At 38.1% G+C, this 19,418-nt stretch carries 17 protein-coding genes; 16 read left to right on the top strand and 1 reads right to left on the bottom strand.

Annotated elements, in window-relative coordinates:
- The first annotated feature begins 4 nt into the window (after positions 1 to 4).
- From OGM63_RS25050 to rfbC, 11 genes are all read left to right on the top strand, one after another.
- Positions 5 to 1,402, top strand: a complete 1,398-nt coding sequence (locus OGM63_RS25050; RefSeq protein WP_375340522.1) for an ABC transporter ATP-binding protein — start codon at positions 5 to 7, stop codon at positions 1,400 to 1,402.
- Between the two features lie 43 nt (positions 1,403 to 1,445).
- Positions 1,446 to 2,018 carry an acyltransferase gene (locus tag OGM63_RS29665; RefSeq protein WP_318528546.1) on the top strand — a complete coding sequence of 191 codons (573 nt, stop codon included), beginning with the start codon at positions 1,446 to 1,448 and terminating at the stop codon, positions 2,016 to 2,018.
- Positions 1,996 to 3,129 carry a DegT/DnrJ/EryC1/StrS family aminotransferase gene (locus tag OGM63_RS25040; RefSeq protein WP_263748388.1) on the top strand — a complete coding sequence of 378 codons (1,134 nt, stop codon included), beginning with the start codon at positions 1,996 to 1,998 and terminating at the stop codon, positions 3,127 to 3,129. The genes OGM63_RS29665 and OGM63_RS25040 overlap by 23 nt, the downstream gene beginning before the upstream one ends.
- Positions 3,130 to 3,135: 6 nt before the next feature.
- Positions 3,136 to 4,746, top strand: coding sequence for a glycosyltransferase family 2 protein (locus tag OGM63_RS25035; protein ID WP_263748387.1), 1,611 nt, complete (start codon positions 3,136 to 3,138; stop codon positions 4,744 to 4,746).
- 51 nt (positions 4,747 to 4,797) lie between these two features.
- Positions 4,798 to 6,192: a rhamnosyltransferase WsaF family glycosyltransferase gene (locus OGM63_RS25030; protein ID WP_263748386.1), complete on the top strand. Its 1,395-nt coding sequence runs from the start codon at positions 4,798 to 4,800 to the stop codon at positions 6,190 to 6,192.
- 4 nt (positions 6,193 to 6,196) lie between these two features.
- Positions 6,197 to 7,363, top strand: coding sequence for a glycosyltransferase family protein (locus OGM63_RS25025; RefSeq protein WP_263748385.1), 1,167 nt, complete (start codon positions 6,197 to 6,199; stop codon positions 7,361 to 7,363).
- Between the two features lie 172 nt (positions 7,364 to 7,535).
- Complete coding sequence (locus tag OGM63_RS25020; protein WP_263748384.1) at positions 7,536 to 9,836, top strand: glycosyltransferase; 2,301 nt, start codon at positions 7,536 to 7,538, stop codon at positions 9,834 to 9,836.
- A 19-nt stretch (positions 9,837 to 9,855) separates the two neighbouring features.
- The gene (locus OGM63_RS25015; RefSeq protein ID WP_263748383.1) at positions 9,856 to 10,908 is read left to right on the top strand and encodes a glycosyltransferase family protein; all 1,053 of its coding nucleotides are present in this window, start codon (positions 9,856 to 9,858) and stop codon (positions 10,906 to 10,908) included.
- Positions 10,909 to 10,921: 13 nt separating this feature from the next.
- Positions 10,922 to 11,869 carry a glycosyltransferase family 2 protein gene (locus OGM63_RS25010; protein ID WP_263748382.1) on the top strand — a complete coding sequence of 316 codons (948 nt, stop codon included), beginning with the start codon at positions 10,922 to 10,924 and terminating at the stop codon, positions 11,867 to 11,869.
- A 66-nt stretch (positions 11,870 to 11,935) separates the two neighbouring features.
- Positions 11,936 to 12,163 carry a hypothetical protein gene (locus OGM63_RS25005; RefSeq protein WP_263748381.1) on the top strand — a complete coding sequence of 76 codons (228 nt, stop codon included), beginning with the start codon at positions 11,936 to 11,938 and terminating at the stop codon, positions 12,161 to 12,163.
- 31 nt (positions 12,164 to 12,194) lie between these two features.
- Positions 12,195 to 12,740 carry a dTDP-4-dehydrorhamnose 3,5-epimerase gene (gene rfbC, locus OGM63_RS25000; protein WP_263748380.1) on the top strand — a complete coding sequence of 182 codons (546 nt, stop codon included), beginning with the start codon at positions 12,195 to 12,197 and terminating at the stop codon, positions 12,738 to 12,740.
- Positions 12,741 to 13,304: 564 nt separating this feature from the next.
- Here the strand turns inward: rfbC and OGM63_RS24995 are convergent.
- On the bottom strand, positions 13,305 to 14,735 hold the full coding sequence (locus OGM63_RS24995) for a CAP domain-containing protein (protein ID WP_263748379.1): 1,431 nt from the start codon (positions 14,733 to 14,735) through the stop codon (positions 13,305 to 13,307).
- 509 nt (positions 14,736 to 15,244) lie between these two features.
- Between OGM63_RS24995 and rfbD the strand changes: the two genes are divergently transcribed.
- From rfbD to OGM63_RS24970, 5 genes are all read left to right on the top strand, one after another.
- Positions 15,245 to 16,129: a dTDP-4-dehydrorhamnose reductase gene (gene rfbD / locus OGM63_RS24990; RefSeq protein WP_263748378.1), complete on the top strand. Its 885-nt coding sequence runs from the start codon at positions 15,245 to 15,247 to the stop codon at positions 16,127 to 16,129.
- 203 nt (positions 16,130 to 16,332) lie between these two features.
- Positions 16,333 to 17,409 carry a glucose-1-phosphate thymidylyltransferase gene (locus OGM63_RS24985; RefSeq protein ID WP_263748377.1) on the top strand — a complete coding sequence of 359 codons (1,077 nt, stop codon included), beginning with the start codon at positions 16,333 to 16,335 and terminating at the stop codon, positions 17,407 to 17,409.
- Entirely contained in the window at positions 17,406 to 18,236 is an 831-nt protein-coding gene (locus tag OGM63_RS24980) for a glycosyltransferase family protein (RefSeq protein WP_263748376.1), read from the top strand. Before OGM63_RS24985 ends, OGM63_RS24980 begins: the two co-directional genes overlap by 4 nt.
- Positions 18,237 to 18,307: 71 nt before the next feature.
- Complete coding sequence (locus OGM63_RS24975) at positions 18,308 to 18,883, top strand: Uma2 family endonuclease (RefSeq protein ID WP_263748375.1); 576 nt, start codon at positions 18,308 to 18,310, stop codon at positions 18,881 to 18,883.
- Positions 18,884 to 19,418, top strand: a 535-nt coding sequence (locus tag OGM63_RS24970) for a glycosyltransferase (protein WP_263748374.1), incomplete at its 3' end; no start/stop codon positions are given.

Here is a 19,418-nt window from a genome sequence, read left to right as displayed (position 1 = left end):
CCTGTTGCAAAAATCGCCTTTTGGTCATAAAGTGGCAGTTTTGAGGATTAACAGCAGCATCATGGGAGAAGAAGTTGTAATTAAATTGAAAAATGTATCTAAGTGCTTTAAGCGGTATGCTCGTCCTGTAGATCGTCTCAAAGAGATTTTGCTACCAGGAAAAACCTACGCTCAGGAATTTTGGGCACTGCGGGATGTCTCTTTCGAGGTGATGAAGGGAGAGACTATGGGTATAATTGGGCGCAACGGAGCGGGCAAGTCTACTCTTTTACAAATGATTTGCGGCACTTTGACAGCAACTAGTGGAGAAGTTCAAGTTAATGGACGAGTTGCAGCGCTACTGGAGTTAGGTGCCGGATTTAACCCTGAATTTACCGGACGGGAAAATGTCTACATGAATGGTGCAATCATGGGACTTTCCAAGCAAAATGTAGATGAGCGCTTTGATCGGGTTGCCACTTTTGCCGATATTGGAGATTTTATCGACCAGCCGGTTAAAACTTATTCTAGCGGTATGTATATACGGTTGGCTTTTGCCTCAGCGATTCACGTAGATCCGGATATTCTCATAGTCGATGAAGCGCTGTCTGTAGGAGACATGTTTTTTCAGGCAAAGTGTATGGCTCGAATGAAACAGATGATGGATACTGGAGTTACAGTCCTGTTTGTGAGTCATGACAGTGGTTCTGTTAAAAGTCTTTGCCGACAAGCAATTTTATTAAATCATGGACAACTAGTAAGTTGGGGTCCATCTGACCAAGTAGTTGAAAACTATTTCTCCATGAAAGTTGAGAGCGAGCAAAGTGTTATCAAGTCAGATCAACAAAACAAGGATTTAATTAAACAAAAAAAAATCATCAAACTTGACGATGGTCTATTAGATAAACAATCTTTTTTTGTTGAAAACACCGCGTTTCAAAAAAGAGCTAGTTTTCAAAGAATTCAAAATGGCAAAGCTAATTTTGTAAATATACAACTTTTAAACGATCGAGGAGAGGAAGTTTCTCTTGTTGATTATGAAGAAGATGTAACTTTAAGAATGTCTATTGAAATTTATGAAGATATAGAAGAACTAGCATTTGGTTATCACATTAGAGATAAGAATGGTACTGATATTGTCTATTCAGATAGTGTAATTGAAGAAAAAAATCTTTATGATGTCAAGCAAGGAGAGAGATACATTATTGATTGGCAGTTCAGAGCTTCCTTGATTCAAGGAATGTACAATATTGCCTGCGTTCTTTCAATACCAATTGTTATACAAATTGGTAAAGTCGATTTTTGTGATTTTATTCCCTTAGCTGTTCAGTTTAGTATGACACCACGGAAAGACTCTTCTTTATATGGAATAGTACATTGGGATAATTTAGTGAAAATACAAAATTATCAACAACAAAAATAATTATTTAGTTAAACAAATAAAAATATTTTTCCAAAATATTATTATGAACAAATATGATATACCCCATGTTCTAACTTTTGAATATACAAAAATAGTCGGTATAGAAAATATAGAATTTGGTACAAATATCATTATTGATGACTTTGTTTTTATCTACGCTAAAAAGAGAATAAAGTTAGGTAATAATGTTCATATTGCATCATTTACATCTATAACAGGGGGTGAAGAATTTATAATGGAAGATTTTTCGGGTCTTTCTTCTGGAGTCAGGATTGTTACTGCTTCAGATGATTATAGAGAATGGGGATTTGGCAATCCTACAATTGATGAAAAATATAGAAATATCAAAAGAGCACCTATTCATATAGGTAAGTTTGGCATTATAGGTGCTAACAGCGTTATTCTTCCTGGTGTAGCAATTGGGGAAGGTGCTAGTGTGGGTGCAGGTTCTGTTGTTACAAAAAATTTAGAACCTTGGGGAATCTACATTAGTAATCGCAAAGTCGGAGAGAGAGATAAAGAAGGGGTGTTGAAAAATTACAAAAACTATTTGCTAGAAATAAGTACCATTTTAGATAGTGATATAGGCAATAATGGCTCGAAAAAAACCATTTGATAAACCAATTTATGTAACGCGTCCGCTGCTACCAGATTTAGACAAGTTTAACCAAAAACTTCAGGAAATTTGGGATAGTCAATGGTTAACAAATAACGGCAAGCAACATTTAGAACTTGAGCAAAGATTACAGCAAATTCTCAAAATTCCTTATTTATCATTATTTAATAATGGCACAGTTGCACTTATCGTTGGTTGTCAAAGTTTGCGTCTTTCTGGAGAAGTCATTACTACTCCTTTTACCTTCCCTGCGACTCCCCATGTTTTAACTTGGAACAATATTAAGCCGATATTCTGTGATATTGACCCTGTAACGATGAATATCGATGCTAATAAGATTGAGTCGATGATTACTCCCCAAACAACCGCAATTTTAGGGGTTCATGTATATGGTACTCCCTGTAATGTAATCAAGATTCAAGAAATAGCTGATAAGTATGGTTTAAAAGTAATTTATGATGCTGCTCATGCTTTTGGAGTGGAAATTAACGGTGTAGGAATTGGTAACTTCGGTGACTTGTCGATGATGAGCTTTCATGCTACCAAGCTGTTTCACACAGCTGAAGGAGGTGCTTTACTATTTAAGGATCATAATTTAAAAGCGAGAGTTGAACTGCTAAAAAACTTTGGGATTAAGAACGAAGAAGAAGTAGTGATGCCGGGAATTAACGGTAAGATGAACGAAATTCAGGCATCTCTAGGTTTAGTTTTATTGGACTATATAGAACAAGAAAAATTTCAGAGACAACAGCTAACTGAGACATACCGCAGATGTCTAGAAAATGTTTCAGGGATTAGAGTAATCCCTGAAATTTACGGTATTACTAATAGTTACCAGTATTTTGTAATACGGATTGAACAGGAACTTTTTGGTTGTGACAGAGACTATGTACATAAGCAGTTAAAGGAATATAATGTCTTCACTCGTAAATATTTCTATCCACTATGTAGCGATTACCCATGCTATAAGTACTTGCCATCGTCTAGCATAGCCAACTTACCAGTGGCTAATCAAGTAGCTAAAGAGGTTTTATCATTACCTTTGTATGGAGGCTTAAGCATTGATGATGTTGAGAGAATTTGTGAAATAATTATTGAAATGAAAGAGTAAAAACCTGTGCCGAAAGTATCAGTTATTATTCCATCTTATAATCATGAAAAATTTGTAGCGGAAGCGATTCAAAGTGTATTAAATCAAACCTATCAAGACTTTGAAATAGTTATTACAGATGATGGCTCAACAGACAATACTGTAAACGTTATTAAACAATTTACAGACCCCCGAATTAGACTGTTTTGTTTTACAATAAATCGTGGTGCTGCTGTTGCTGCAAATAATTGCCTCAAAGAAGCTAGAGGTGAATTTATTGCTATGTTAAGCTCTGATGATGTTTTTGCTATCGAAAAGTTAGAAAAGCAAGCTAAATTTTTGGATGAACATCTAGAGATGGGTGCTGTTTTGAGTTATGCTCACATAATTGATGAAGATGGGAATGATTTTACTCAAGAGAAACACGCATATAAAGAGATTTTTATCCAATATAATCGCAATCGATTTAAATGGTTAAATAGATTTTTCTTTCAGGGAAACTGCTTGTGTCATCCCAGCGCTTTAATTCGTAAAAAGTGCTACGAAGATGTCGGTCAATATGATGAGCGATTTGCCCAGTTACCTGACTTCGACTTTTGGATTAGGCTGTGCATGAAGTATGAGATTCATGTTATGCCAGAAGAATTGATAAAATTCCGCATCCGAGATAATGAGGCTAATGCTAGCGGCAATAAACCCGAAGCAAAAATTCGTTTAGAAATAGAGCATAAACAAATTTTAAAGAATTATTTTTCTGCTGAAGTCCGCAGGTATTTTTCGGAAATATTTCCGGAAGCTGGGCTAGAAATTAATAATGAAGATGATGGAGAAGCAATTGACTTAAAAATTGCCATGTTAGCAATTCAAGTGGGTAATCGAGCATATCAGTGTTTTGGAATAGACAAGCTTTACGATTTACTTGCTATTGAAAATAATTTAAATAAAAATCTTAAAATAGAATGCGATTTAGATGCTGCTAGTTTAATAAAGGTAACAGGTCAGTATGACGTTTTTGGCATAGTTAGTGCAGAAAAACTGCATTTGCAGATCGGACAAATGCAATCAGACTTAGAGTACTTGCATTCTCAATTGCAACTAACTGAAGCCGAGTTAAAGGTTTCACGGGTAGTAATACAAGAACAACAAGTTGAGTTAGAGCGATCGCATTCTCAATTGCAACAAACTCAAGCAGAATTAGAGCGATCGCAGTCTCAATTGCAACAAACTCAGGCAGAATTAGAGCGATCGCATTCTCGGCAACAAGAAACTCAAGCAGAATTAGAGCGATCGCAGTCTCAATTGCAACAAACTCAGGCAGAATTAGAGCGATCGCAGTCTCAATTGCAACAAACTCAAGCAGAATTAGAGCGATCGCAGTCTCAATTGCAACAAACTCATGTAGAATTGGAGCGATCGCATTCTCGGCAACAAGAAACTCAAATTGAACTAGAGAACCTAAGGTACGAACCAGAACAATCTCAGCTTGGATGGGAAAAAGCGCAAATACAACTAAGACAAGCTCAAAATGGATGGGAAAGAGCGCAAACTATTATCACAGCAATGGAAAGTAGTAAATTCTGGAAACTGAGAAAAATTTGGTTCCGAATAAAACGAAGTTCTGGATTAAGTTCAAAATAAATTATGAATAACTTAATTATAAAATGTGTGATGAAGTACGGGGTATGTTGAGTGATTAACAAAAACTGGCTGCATAAACTCATTTCCATTCAGGAAGAATTAGACTCTCGCCAATCTAAAATACTAGAAAATCAGGCAGAATTAGACCGAAAATATCTTTTTGCCACTGTTCCTGATGCACTAACAGACAACGTTGAACATACTTTAACAGACAATGTTGAACATACTTTAACAGACAATGTTGAACATACTTTAACAGACAATGTTGAACATACTGTGACAAACAACGTTAAAGATTTTTGGCATCATCAGCGATTTCCTCACCTAAAACCTCTGCAAGTTTTTTCAGTTTCATTTCTCGAACGACGGATTAATCTGGTTACGGATAGCATAAATAGTGGCAGTCTTTACGGAGGTGTCGGAACTGCTATCATCTTCTGCACGCTACTTGCTAAAGAATGGGATTGTAAGTTGCGAGTAATAACTCGCACCGAAAAAGCTGATGAAAAGAATTTTTTTGATGTACTGACAGCCAATAGTATTTCATGTAATCAAAATGTAGAGTTTATATTTGCTAGTATTTTTGAGAGTAGCGATCATGACATTGATGTTTGTGAAAGAGATACCTTCGTCACTACTTCGTGGTGGACAACTTGGAGTACTATACAAAGTATTTCTACGGAAAAAATAGTTTACCTTTTACAAGAAGACGAAAGAATGTTTTACCCTCATGGGGATGAGCATATACGATGTACACAAATTCTTTCCAATACAGAAATTCAGTTTGTAGTCAACTCCCAGCTATTATTTGATCATTTAATTTATGATGGTTTTTACAATATAAAAACTAAAGGCTTATACTTTGAGCCTTCGTTTAGTAAGAATTTATATTACCCTGAGTCGATTGAAAGAAAAGATGCCAAGAAAAACTTTTTTTTCTATGCTCGTCCAAACAATCTAAGAAACCTTTTCTATTTTGGATTAGAAGTAATTGAGGCTGCTGTTTACCGAGGGATATTAGATATAGATGAATGGGAATTATTTTTTGTTGGAAAAGATATACCACAACTAAAAATAGCGGGGTTTTATGAGCCTAAACGAATTGAAGGCTTAACTTGGTCAGAATATGCAAAATTTATCCGTTCGGTTGATTTGGGGCTATGTTTAATGTATACCCCTCATCCTAGTTATCCTCCTTTAGACCTAGCTGCATCTGGATCTGTTGTTGTGACCAATAGATTTGGTCTTAAAAAAGAACTAGACATATACTCAAAAAATATTATTTGTAAAGACTGCAATCTGGAAAGTATTCTTCAGGGAATCTCTGAGGGAATAAAAATATCACACGACCAAGTTTATCGCAGTAAAAACTGTGAAGAAAATAGTATTCTCCAAGATTGGAAAATATCTTTCAAGGATGTTGTAAAGCATTTTGGAGTGAATTGAACCAATGTTTATTTTAGATGAGAATCAAATTCCATATTCTGACCCTTGGTTAGCTTCCTATGAAGAACGCATTAAACAATTAGGGTCAGGAGATAAAAGAGTAGCTTATTTCTACGAAAATCCAGATAATAGCACTTTCCGATATCGTGTATATAATATGATTCAAGTGCTACAAAACTCGACTAATAATATTTCAGCCGCTTATTTTTCTAATGATGATGAGGAAAATTTAGCCCCAGTTATTGAGCTAGCAGATGTGATCGTAATTTGTAGGACTAGATATACCGATAAAATAAATAGGTTTATTTCTTCTGCAAAAGCTAAAGATAAAAAAGTTTTATTCGATATTGATGACCTGATCTTTAATACATCCTACACTCATTTAATCCTTAACACACTAGACCAAGATTTATCACATCCTAATCTCTGGGATGTATGGTTTGCTTACGCCAGCAGATTAGGTGAAACTTTAAAATTGTGTGATGGTGCAATCACAACGAATAAGTTTTTGGCAGACCAAATTAGTCGCTTTGCATCTAAATCTACCTATGTAATACCTAACTTTCTCAATAATGAGCAAATGAGAGTATCAAATCAGATTTTCCAGCAAAAAATAAAGTCAGGTTTTAGGCGAGATGAAAAGATTTATTTAGGATATTTTAGTGGCAGTCCAACACACAACAAAGACTTTGCCTTGATTTCCAATGCCTTGATTCACCTATTTGAGAAATATTCTAATATTATGCTTAGAATTGTTGGTCATTTAGAATTAAAAGGCGGAATAAAAAATTATAGTTCCAGAATAGGGTTCTTTCCTTTTCAAGATTTTATTAATTTACAACATCTGATTGGACAAACAGAAATTAATTTAATGCCTCTGCAAGATAATATATTTACTAATTGTAAATCAGAACTAAAATTTTTTGAAGCGTCAATAGTCGGGACGTTAAGCGTAGCTTCGCCAACATTTACATACGCTAATGCCATAAGAGATGGCAAAACTGGATATCTTTCTAAGTCTTTTGAATGGTTCCATAAGTTGGATAGTATAATTAGTTCTCTCGATAATTATCCGGAAATTGCAAAAGCATCTTACGATGATGTTGAAGAAAAGTATGCTTGGTATAATCAAGTTGAACTGATAGAAAATACTCTCTTTGGTAAAAATTGATGAACCGTATAGTATTTTATCTAGGCATCGAGACTTAATATTACAAGTTGCAGAAAACTTGCTTTCAAAATCCTACCGCTCTTGAGAAGAGATAGTAAATAATTATCACAAGGTAATATTATGTACGACTTATACAAGAGCAAAAATATCGTTGCAAGTAAATTTACACCAAATGACTCAAACTGAGTTAGAAAAATCACAATCGCAACTAAAACACACTCAAGCTGAGTTAGAAAAATCGCAATCGCAACTAAAACACACTCAAGCTGAGTTAGAAAAATCGCAATCGCAACTAAAACACACTCAGGCAGCACTGGAAGAATCAAACACTACTATTGCCGCGATATACACCAGTAAGTTCTGGAAGTTGCGAACATTGTGGTTTAAGTTGAAAGAGCCTATTCTTAAGTCTTTTGTTCGCCAAGCGAAAAAAGCAGTTGCGAATTTACAGACATTCTCTTTCAGCAAGCGTGCAAATCACTTTAGTAACATAGACATAGTAATATCAGAAGCCCCGCCTCACCAGCCGTTAGTCAAGCATTCTGCAACTGTAGACATAATTATTTGCGTGCATAACGCTCTTGATGATGTTAAGCAATGCCTGGAATCGGTGATTCGCTACTCGCGGATGCCATACTCATTAATCCTGGTAGACGATGGCAGTAAAGAAGAAACGTCTAACTATCTCAAATATTTTGCCAACTCACAGAAAGCTAAACTAATTAGGAACGAAGTAGCTAGAGGCTATACCTTTGCAGCCAATCAAGGATTGCAGCAGTCTCAGGCAGATTATGCACTTTTGCTCAATAGTGATACCGTAGTTACACCAAACTGGCTAGACCGAATGATTGCTTGTGGAGAATCCGATCCGCAAATTGGCATAGTCGGGCCACTTTCTAATACAGCTTCATGGCAATCTATTCCAGAAATCTCTTTCCAAGGCGATTGGGCAGAAAACAAGTTGCCCGCAGGTATGACAGTTGCTGACATGGGTAGGCTTGTAGGTGAATACTCAGAGCGTCTGTACCCGCGTCTTTCATTCCTGAATGGTTTTTGCCTGATGATTAAACAGAGTCTGGTAAAAGAAATCGGTTACTTTGACGAAGCGACCTTTGGCGAAGGTTATGGAGAGGAGAACGATTATTGCTTGCGGACGGGCAAGGCTGGTTGGCAGCTGGCGATCGCCGATGATGCATACGTCTACCACAGCCAGTCTCGAAGCTACTCCCACGAACGTAGAAAGCTTTTGTGCGAACGGGCGGATAAAGCTTTGGTTGCCAAGCATGGTCAGCAGATCGTCAGTGATGGCGTTACTGTGTGCCGCTTTGATCGGGTGATAGAAGGTATTCGCGCCCGCACCAAGGTTATGGAAATGCGCCAAAGATTAATCGAGGACGGGAAATCGCGCTGGGAAGGTAAACGCATTCTGTTCATTCTGCCCATTAGGGAGCCTGGTGGCGGTGGAAACGTCGTTCTTCAAGAAGCCACAGCAATGCAAAAGATGGGCGTGGATGTGAGGATTGTAAATTTTAATAGCCATCGAACAGTGTTTGAGCACAGCTACCCGAAGAATAATATCCCGGTTATCTATGTAGAAAAAGAATATGAAATTTCTGGATTATTGGCAAAGTCTGACGCAGCGATCGCTACTTTATATAAATCTGTTGATTGGCTCAAACCGCTGACTCCAGATGAGAGCCTTCCAGTCAGGGGATACTACATCCAAGATTTTGAGCCGTATTTCTTTCCAAACAATTCTGAGGGATTTAAAACGGCTTGGTATTCATATACTCGCTATCCCGATCTAGTGCGGATCACTAAGACCGAGTGGAATCGTGATGTAGTGAAACAGCAGATTGGAGTCGAGTGTTCTGTTGTCGAACCAAGTGTCAATATAGATTTGTATCGTCCTCGTCGGCGGCAAAATTCTGAGGAGCCGAACAGACGATTGCGAATCGCTGCCATGATTCGTCCCAGCAGTCCCCGCCGCAATCCTAAGCTAACTATGGAGATTTTGCGGGAAATCTATCGGGTTTATGGAGATGCTATAGAAATCATACTTTTTGGCTGTGAGTCAGAAGATCCTGATTTTCAAGCGCTCCCCCGTGACTTTGAGTGGCGCAATGCTGGAATTTTAACTCAACCGCAAATTGCATTTCTCCTCAATGAAATCGATATCTTTGTTGATTTCTCAACTTTTCAAGCTATGGGTTTGACTGCAATGGAAGCAATGGCTTGTGGGGTTGCAGTGATAGTGCCTCACAAAGGTGGCGCAGGAAGTTTTGCCAAGGACAATGAAAACAGCCTGATTGTAAACACTAGCTCACGCAAAGATTGCTTAAATGCCTTGAAGCGCTTAGTAATCGATGAGCAGCTTCGGTGTGGGTTGCAGCGGCAGGCGATCGCTGATATTTGCCAGTATTTTCCAGAAAAGGCAGCGTACAACATCCTGAATGCGATCTTTCCGGGTTAATGAAATTGAAATACCAATAATGCTAAAAGTTCACGTCCTCTTTGAACACAGCGCGAATATGCATCCTCACGGTTCTTCCCATATTCGTTTGCTGCTGCCACTAACTCACCAAAGCAATGCAGAAGCTTTCATTCTTAGTCATAGCACAATATACAGCAGCGCTGATGTTGTGATTGTTGAAAGGATGTGGAAACCAAACGTATCGCTTAAATTGGCAGAAGATTTGGTTGAACAAGTGCGAAAAGACAAAGCCTGCCTAATTTACACAATAGATGACAATCTTCTAGACCTCAAGCCAGAAGAACCGAACCGATATCAATTCACAACAGAACAACTCATGGCAGTGCGCTATTTTGCTAGAGAGGCAGATGGCATCATTGTTTCAACTGATTGCCTGAAGGATCGTTTAAATCGGTTTAACAACAACATTATTGTAGTGCCGAATGCTTTAGATGAACGTCTCCTTGAAGACAGGCTAGAACCTCCAAAGTCTGGCACTGCAAACAAACCCAAGGTAATTGGCTATATGGGCACATACACTCATGATGCTGACTTGATGATGATCCTACAAGCCTTGCGTCAAACCCTAGGAAAACATCTGGATACTGTAGAACTGCAATTGATCGGAGGCATAGGCGATCCAACAATAATAGAGGCATTTAACGGTTTACCAATCAAGGTGTTAAATATTGACAAAAATGGCGAATATCCAGATTTTATGCGTTGGATGGCTCAAAGCGTCCAGTGGGATCTAGCGATCGCTCCATTAGAAGACAATATTTTTACCCGTTGTAAGTCAGATATTAAATTCCTTGACTATAGTATTTTAGGTATACCTGGTATATACAGTAAGGTGACACCCTATGAAAAAACTGTTCGCCATTTAGAAACGGGATATTTAGCCTCCAACAATCCACAAGCCTGGGAGGAAGCCTTTGAAACCTTGCTGGTTGACGACGATACCCTACGGCAAAAATTAGCTACACAGGCTGAAGAATATGTCCTTTCAAGCAGAACTCTGAAGCATTGTGCCCAAAACTGGCGAGATGCTATTCTTTCAATCATGAACTGAAAAAGGAAAGGAAATGATTGCCAACATGCAAAATCTCTCCTTTACAGAAAATTATAATGTAGCTGCTTACATAACTGCTTATGAAGATCCAGAAGCAGTTAGGCTATGTGTTGAAGCCATTAATAGCCAGTCTTTTCCAGTTCAAAAAATTTTAATTGTAGATAACTCTCATCAAAAACCTATATCAGGTTTAGATGGAAACAATGCAATTATTAAATATTGTCCAGAAAATATAGGTATTGCCCTAGGTCTAAGCTGGGCAATTACCTGGGCTATAGAACAAGATTATGATTTTTTATGGGCTTTTGATCAAGACAGTATAATAGAAACCGAGTGTTTAATTAAGCTTTTATCAATTTACAAAAATCATCAAAAAGATAATTATTTAATTGGAATTATTGCTCCGACGGCTGTTGATTTGAGAAATAATCAAATTATTGAAGGCGCAATATTTCAGCGCGATCGCTTCGTTGGTTGCAAAGCGTCTAACGAAGTACAGCCTTATGAATGCGATTCTCCTATCACTTCAGGCTCTCTCATTTCTATTAGAGCCGCTAAAACTATTTCTCCTCCTATTGCAGAATTATTTATTGATGGTGTTGACCTAGACTATGGATTGCGGCTTGTGCAGAAAGGTTTTCATAATCTAATCGTTCCTGATGCTATTATGCACCATAACTTCGGTAATCCTATCAAAGCTAAGTTTTTTTCCAGAGAACTTACAGTACAAAAATATTCTGCTCTACGCCATTACTACATTTGCCGCAATCATACTTATTTAAGTATTCGCTACGCCCAAAGATGGTATTCCTTAACAAGCTGTATGCGACGGATGAAATATATGATTTACAGTATTGTTTTGATTTGGCTGTATGATTCTGAACATAAAGCTCTAAAAACATGGGCTTGTATACTAGGTACGTGTCACGGTTTAATAGGTAGGTTAGGTAAAATTTGGTAAATATAATTATGTAAAATTAAAATTTTTTCGAGTAATTAATATAGCTTTTGGCGAAAAAATTTATCTTTGAAAAAATCAGTAGTCATGTCCATAGAACTTCCCTTTCTCAAAGCTATCTGCTGCCAAACTGCTGACATCAAACAATTAACTCCAGCACAAATGTTGAGTCGCTACGAACAAGGATGGCACTTTGGAGGAGTATTAGGACAACCTAGTGCTGAAGAATCACTGTGGATAGCAGAAATCAGCCACAGTTATGGTTCTTGGTTAGCCGCAGAGGTAAAAACTAAGTAGAATTAGCCCCAACCAACAAGAGTAAACTACTGTGAATATTATCCACACTCAAATCCCCGACATCCTTTTGATAGAACCTCAAATATTCCAAGACGATCGCGGTTTCTTTTTTGAATCCTACAATCAGCAAAAATTTACAGATAAAACAGGTATAAACTTAAACTTTGTCCAAGACAATCAATCGTTGTCTAAGCAAAACGTTTTACGCGGCTTACATTACCAAATAATACAACCGCAAGGTAAATTAGTGCGTACAGTTGTTGGCAGTATCTTTGATGTTGCCGTAGATATCCGCAAAAGTTCCCCCACTTTTGGTCAATGGGTTGGTTACGAACTCAGTGCCGAAAATAAACGTCAACTTTGGATACCCCCAGGCTTTGCTCACGGCTTTGTTGTGCTTTCGGAAGTTGCCGAAGTTCTTTACAAAACTACAGATTACTATAATTTTCAAGGCGATCGCTGTATTCTCTGGAACGATCCAGATTTAGCCATAGATTGGCATCTTGTCGCACCACCAATTTTATCTGCTAAAGACCAAGCGGGTAAAACTTTCAAAACGGCTGATCTGTTTCCATAAAAACTAAGCTGCTATGAATGAAATGAGGAAATAAACATTAGACCTCTGCGAAAATTAAATATGCGTCAACCAAACCCCAAGAGACGCGATGGTCCGAAGTCTCTACATTCTTTTCCACGACGTTTGTCTATTCTGCTATATAAAACCTAGACAAAGCTAGACTTTACTTCTTACTTCAAAGGGAGCATGGGAGCGGTTATCCCTCAGTAAGCTTTCACGCTTTAGCCAAACGTGATAAATTAATTGCTCCTTGACCAGATTTTTATATTGGCGGTCATGCTGTAATAGCAGATATGATTCTTTTAACTAGAGATGTCAATAGACATCTCCAGATTCATACGTAGAGACGTAGCACAGAATAGTCTCTACAAGGATTTCGGAGAACGCATAGTTCATTTCCGGAGATGTCTAATGGTTATCAAACTTATTTTCCTACCCTAGAGCTACTTATACCCCAAGCATAAAATACCGATACTAGCGAATAAGGCGATCGCCATAATTGATTGTGAGAAACAAGATCCCCGACTTCGAGAGAAAAGTGGGGGATTTGAGTCTTTGACTATATCAACTAGAAATTACACCAAAATCTTGCGTCCAGTAGTAGTTTTGATTGACATTACCCGTGTCGTTTGCCAGGTAATAGTAACCAATGCCGATTTCTCGATAACTAGGATTAAGAATGTTAGCGCGATGTCCTGGACTGTTAAGCCATCCTTGAACAACATCTTCAGGTGTAGCGTAGCCTGCGGCAATATTTTCCCCAAGTCGAGAGAATTGATAGCCCGATGCTTTAGCGCGATCGCCCATTGAAGAACCGTTTGAACCCTTATGGTTAAAGAAGTCATGAAGTGCCATGTCTTCACTATGCGCTTGAGCCGAATTATTCAACTTACTATTCAATGTTAATGGCTGCAAACCAGCTTGCAAACGTTGAGCATTCGTCAACTCCAAAACGCGATTTATAAAAGAATTGCCAGATGATGGCGGGTTGGGAGACTGAAGCGTGATAGATGTAGATGTAATTGCAGGTGTTGCAGACAGGCTCAAATTGTAATTAGTGTTGTCCGCACTTTGGTAAACCCGGATGTAGTAATTACCAGCCTGTAAGTTGCTGACATTCAACAATTCACTGGCATTACCAACATTACTTCCACGACTTATTGCTTCCCCATTGCTATTGAGTAGCTCCACATCTGCATTACTCACCAGACCATTCACTGCTATTTTGAAGTTGGTGGTTTGACTGAAATTAACGCTATAAAAGTCATTCTTGTCAGCATTACCAACAGAGTCTCTAAAGGTTACTTGCTGAGAGTCTATAGCTATATTGCGAGCGTCATTCATTGTATTACCGACGCGATCGCTCTTGATATAGTCGCTAGCATTACGACCCTCGCGCAAGCCATAAGAAACAAAGTGTTGCAATCCTTGATAGTAGCTAAATTTTGCTAAATCCGAATTATTAGACACATAAAACTTTGCATTGTAAGTCTCTGATGATGCACGTCCCTCATTTTTTCCAAAAAGTGCAAAATGTTTGAGAAGTTCCTGATTATTTAGATTTATTCCCGCTAAATCGGAGTTAGCATTTCGATAGTAATTGATGTCCAATGTAAGGGAAAACTTGCGTCCTTCATTCAGTCCATAAGTTTCAAAGTGACTTAATGCATCCTCTCTACTTCCTTTATAAAATTGAGCTACATCAGGGTTATTAGCAAGATAAAAATTGAGATCTAACAACGGTGAAAATTTGCGTCCTTCAGCTACACCGTATTGTTGTAGATGTTCAAATGCTTGTTTATTGCTGAAGCTAGCCAAGTCACTATTGCTTGCACGATAGAAGTTTATATCTACCAATGGAGAAAACGAACGGTTCTCATTCAGACCAAATTGTTGAAAATGTGATAATGCTTGGGCGTCATTTAACCCACGCAAATCAGAATTTGCGGCGCGATAAAAATTCGCGTCGAACAAGTTTTGTAAATTTTGGGGCATAGGTAAGTTTGACTTATTAGTGTCTACTTTTTTTGAGAGTTAGTATTCCCTATGCCATAGGACTTATAACCCTAAAAAAAGACAAGTTTTAGGATTATAAGTACACTTAATTTTTCTGGGAACACACGTAGCCATTGTATCAGAGTGACCACACCAAAACTTGTATCTGTCATTAGATATAAATTCGGAAGCCCGGTATTAATGATTGCGCGATCGCCCAAAATCAGCGAAAAGTCTAAAATTTCCCAAAAATTAGACGGAGTAAGCGATCCCCAAAAAAAATTAACCAGCAGCAAATACTGATTTAATGTGTCATTTTCAATAAGTAGAATTTATCATAATAATTTCTCTGGTAGTATAAAAAGATAAGTCTTTAAAGCTCTCGAAATTGGCTTTCTGGATTCAGATAATGGAAGTGGTGAACTCTAAAAAACTTGTGCCTAATGCTATGGTTAGGATTAAGCTTTTAATGGGGTTTTGACCCAACCGCCAGATTTATAGCTAATAAAATGAGTCAATCAATTTTGCTGATCGGCAATAATGGTCAACTGGGCAAAGAACTAGAAACAATTCTCGCCCCAGACGGCAATATAATTACAGTTGCACGCCCTACCGTAGACCTTACCCAAGGGGATATTCTCCGCAAAGTCATTGATTTAAATAAACCACAAATCATCATCAACGCTGCTGCTTACACCGCTGTTGACAAAGCCGAAAGCGAACCAGAACTAGCAAAAATTATCAATGCAACAGCACCTCTGATTATCGCCGAAGAAAGCCAAAAACTAGGAGCTTTTTTAATTCATATTTCCACCGATTACGTCTTTAATGGCTCATCTTGCAGCCCCTACCAAGAAAGTAGCGCAACTAATCCCTTGAGTGTCTACGGTAAAACTAAACTTGCAGGAGAAGAAGCGATTCAAAATACTTGCAACGATTACCTGATTCTTCGCACTGCTTGGGTTTATGGAACATATGGCAAAAGTAACTTTGTCAAAACTATGCTGCGATTGGGTGCAGAAAAAGAAGAAATCCGCGTTGTTGCCGATCAAATTGGTAGCCCCACTTGGGCAAAAGATATAGCCAGTGCGATCGCCTCTCTAATTCAAAATAGAACTACCACCAAAATTACTGGCATCTATCACTACACAAACAGCGGTGTTGCTAGCTGGTACGACTTCGCCGTTGCTATCTTTGAAGAAGCCCAGCAACTAGGCTTCCCCCTGAAAATGCAACGAGTTGTCCCCATCACCACTCCCGAATATCCCACACCAGCTTGTCGCCCCGCCTATTCCGTCCTTGCTTGTGAGAAAATATCCGCAGTCCTCGGAACTTATCCCCCCCATTGGCGACAAAGACTCCGGAAAATGTTAAAGGAGTTAGTTGATAGTTGATAGTTGATATTTGTTGGTTGATAGTTGAACAAAAACCACTAACAACTTTAGTTCGTACATATATAAAACCCCTCTCTTTGTAGAGACGTAGCACAGAATCGTCTCTACGTGTATTTGATATTGGTGCAATCTGCTGTAACACTATTGTTAGTTGAACAAAAACCACTATCTACTATCCACTAACCACGCGCCTTTTAACCCTTATGAAAGCACTAATTCTCTCTGGTGGTAAAGGTACACGCTTGCGCCCCCTTACCTACACCGGTGCGAAACAACTCGTACCAGTTGCCAATAAACCAATTTTGTGGTATGGAATTGAAGAAATGGTAACTGCCGGTATTACTGATATTGGTATCATCATCAGCCCGGAAACAGGGGCAGAAGTTCAGGCAAAAACAGGAAATGGAGAACGTTTCGGAGCTAATATCACCTACATCTTACAAGATAAGCCAGCAGGACTTGCTCATGCAGTGCAAGTCGCTCGTCCTTTCTTAGGAGATTCCCCGTTTGTCATGTACTTGGGCGATAATGTGATTCAACAAGGCGATTTGAGTTACTTTTTGAAGAAATTTACCCAACAACCCCAAGACGCGTTGATTCTCCTGCGTCCAGTTGCCAATCCTAGTGCCTTTGGGGTAGCAAAGGTAGATGACACCGGACGGGTGTTGCAATTGATTGAGAAACCGAAAATTCCCCCTTCTAATTTGGCATTAGTTGGAGTTTATTTCTTTTCTCATATCATTCATGAGGCGATCGCTAACATCGAACCTTCCACCAGAGGTGAACTAGAAATCACCGACGCTATTCAATGCTTAATTGACCGGAAAAAGCAAGTTATAGCCTGTCAACTTGAAGGCTGGTGGTTAGATACTGGCAAAAAAGATGACTTACTAGAAGCTAATCGTCTGATTCTTGACACCTATCTGACAAAATCAATTTTAGGTATGGTGGATTCCGAAAGTCAGATTATTGGACGAGTGCAAATTGGTGAAAGGTCTACAGTAATTAATTGCACAATTCGCGGTCCGGTAGTGATTGGTAACGATTGTCATTTAGAAAACTGCTTCATCGGTCCTTACAGTAGCATTGCTGATAATGTGATATTAATCGATACCGATTTAGAACATAGCGTTGTTTTAGAAAAAGCAAAAATAGTCGGTATTCATCAACGTATTATTGATAGTGTAATAGGGCAACGCGCACAGTTAACAATTGCACCCCGTCGCCCGAAAGCTTTACGATTTATGATTGGAGATGACTGTCAAATTGAACTGACGTGATTTATTTTTTAACAGTTAATTATTACTCTACGAATCTTGTTGCTCAATTAATCAATTCTCTGTCTTGGACAAATACTCAGTACAAAACAGTTATCATTAATAACTCACCTGAAGATGATTCTATTCATAATCTTCAGAGTGAATCAGTTATGATTATTGATGCTGGGAGTAATCTCGGTTTTGGCAATGCTTGCAACTTAGGAATTACATGGATTTACACTCAGGATATTCAGGCGATCGCCTGGATAATTAATCCAGATGCCTATCTACCAGAAAATACTTTAGATATTAACCGATTTTTTAAGTTACATCCAGAAATTTCAATTCTCGGCACAATTATTCATACTCCCACAGGTGAAGTCTGGTTTGCTGGGGGTCGCTTTATTCGCACAACTGGCTCAATTCTAAATCAAGATATGTTAACAAATACTGATGCCGAGTATGTAGCTTGTGATTGGGTTTCCGGCTGTAGTTTAATAATCAATCTTGCTAACTTTCGCGAATGTCCGTTATTTGACCCTGCTTATTTTCTTTATTATGAAGATTTTGAATTTTGCAGACGTTACGCAAATGAAGGATATTTGATTGCCATAACAAAGCAGTTTGGTGTATTGCATCAGCCTTCCTCAATTACTAATAGAAATGCTTTTCTGAAAACCAAACATAGTACATACAGTTATTTATTTACTTTAGAAAAACATACAAATCAGTTAGTTTTTATCTTGAGATTAATTCGGTTAATTTGTTATGCCATATTATTAATGTTTGTCAAACCTCAGATAGGATTGGGTAAATTTTACGGGATGTTAAATTATTGGCAACGATAAGATTTTGAAACTTTCTCAAGAATGCTAGGCTAAAATTATCTTACTCACTTATTAAGTTACAGGCGATCGCTATGGTTGTAGAAACCCCACCCCGTCACTACTCAATTGAGGAGTACTTTGCCCTAGAGGAAACTACCGAGTACCGCAACGAATACCGTAATGGAGAAATTGTTACTATGACAGGAGGCTCAATTAATCATAACCGCATTGTCCGCAATGTAAGCAGACTAACAGAACTTGCCGTGCAAGGACAACCATATGAAGTTTTTACAAGTGACTTACGCTTGTGGATTCCTCGCTATAACGAATACACCTACCCAGATATTTTAATTATCAAAGACGAACCCGTTTTTCAAGAACGACGCACCGATACTGTAGTTAATCCTTGTATTATATTTGAGGTTTTATCCAAATCTACAAGTAGCCGCGATAGAGGTAATAAATTCACTTTCTACCGTTCAATTAGCCAATTTCAAGAATATATTTTGATAGACCAATATCAAGTACATATCGAACACTTTAGCAAAACTCCAGAGGGTAACTGGCTACTCACCGAATCTGATATTGAAGATGGAATTTTGAACTTAGTTTCAGTCAAGTGTAAAATTCCTCACCGTCAGATTTATGAACGAGTTAAGTTTGAATAAATGAGCAATATATTAGTTAACTTATCGATTATTTTTTCCAAACCCACAGGCATAAGTAACTATGCCACAAATCTTTTTCCCTATTTAAAAGCTCTTAACCCAACTTTATTAACGGCTCAAAATTATTCTGAATTTAATTGCTATCCAGTACCAGATAATCTGACTCCGGATCAAGGCACAAAAGGGCATTTAAATCGCTTAATTTGGACACAATTTCAACTGCCACAAATCTATAAAAAGCTAAAATCTCAGCTTTTATTTTCTCCTCTGCCGGAAGCACCTTTATTTTCTAACTGTCGATTTGTTGTGATGGTTCACGACTTTATCCCGTTGCGCTTTCCCAAACGCTTTTCACCTTTGTTGCCTTATCATCGCTACTATATTCCCCAAGTCGTTGCCCAAGCACAACACGTTATCTGCAATTCTCAGGCTACAGCAAACGACATTATTAAGTTTTGTCAAATTCCCGCGAGCAAAATTACGCCAATTCCCCTAGCACATGATGGTAATCATTTTCGTCCTTTGTTTGGGGGAG

The organism is Plectonema radiosum NIES-515, assembly GCF_025753815.1.
Taxonomy (GTDB): domain Bacteria; phylum Cyanobacteriota; class Cyanobacteriia; order Cyanobacteriales; family Nostocaceae; genus Hassallia; species Hassallia radiosum_A.
This window is presented reverse-complemented; position numbering and strand designations above follow the sequence as displayed.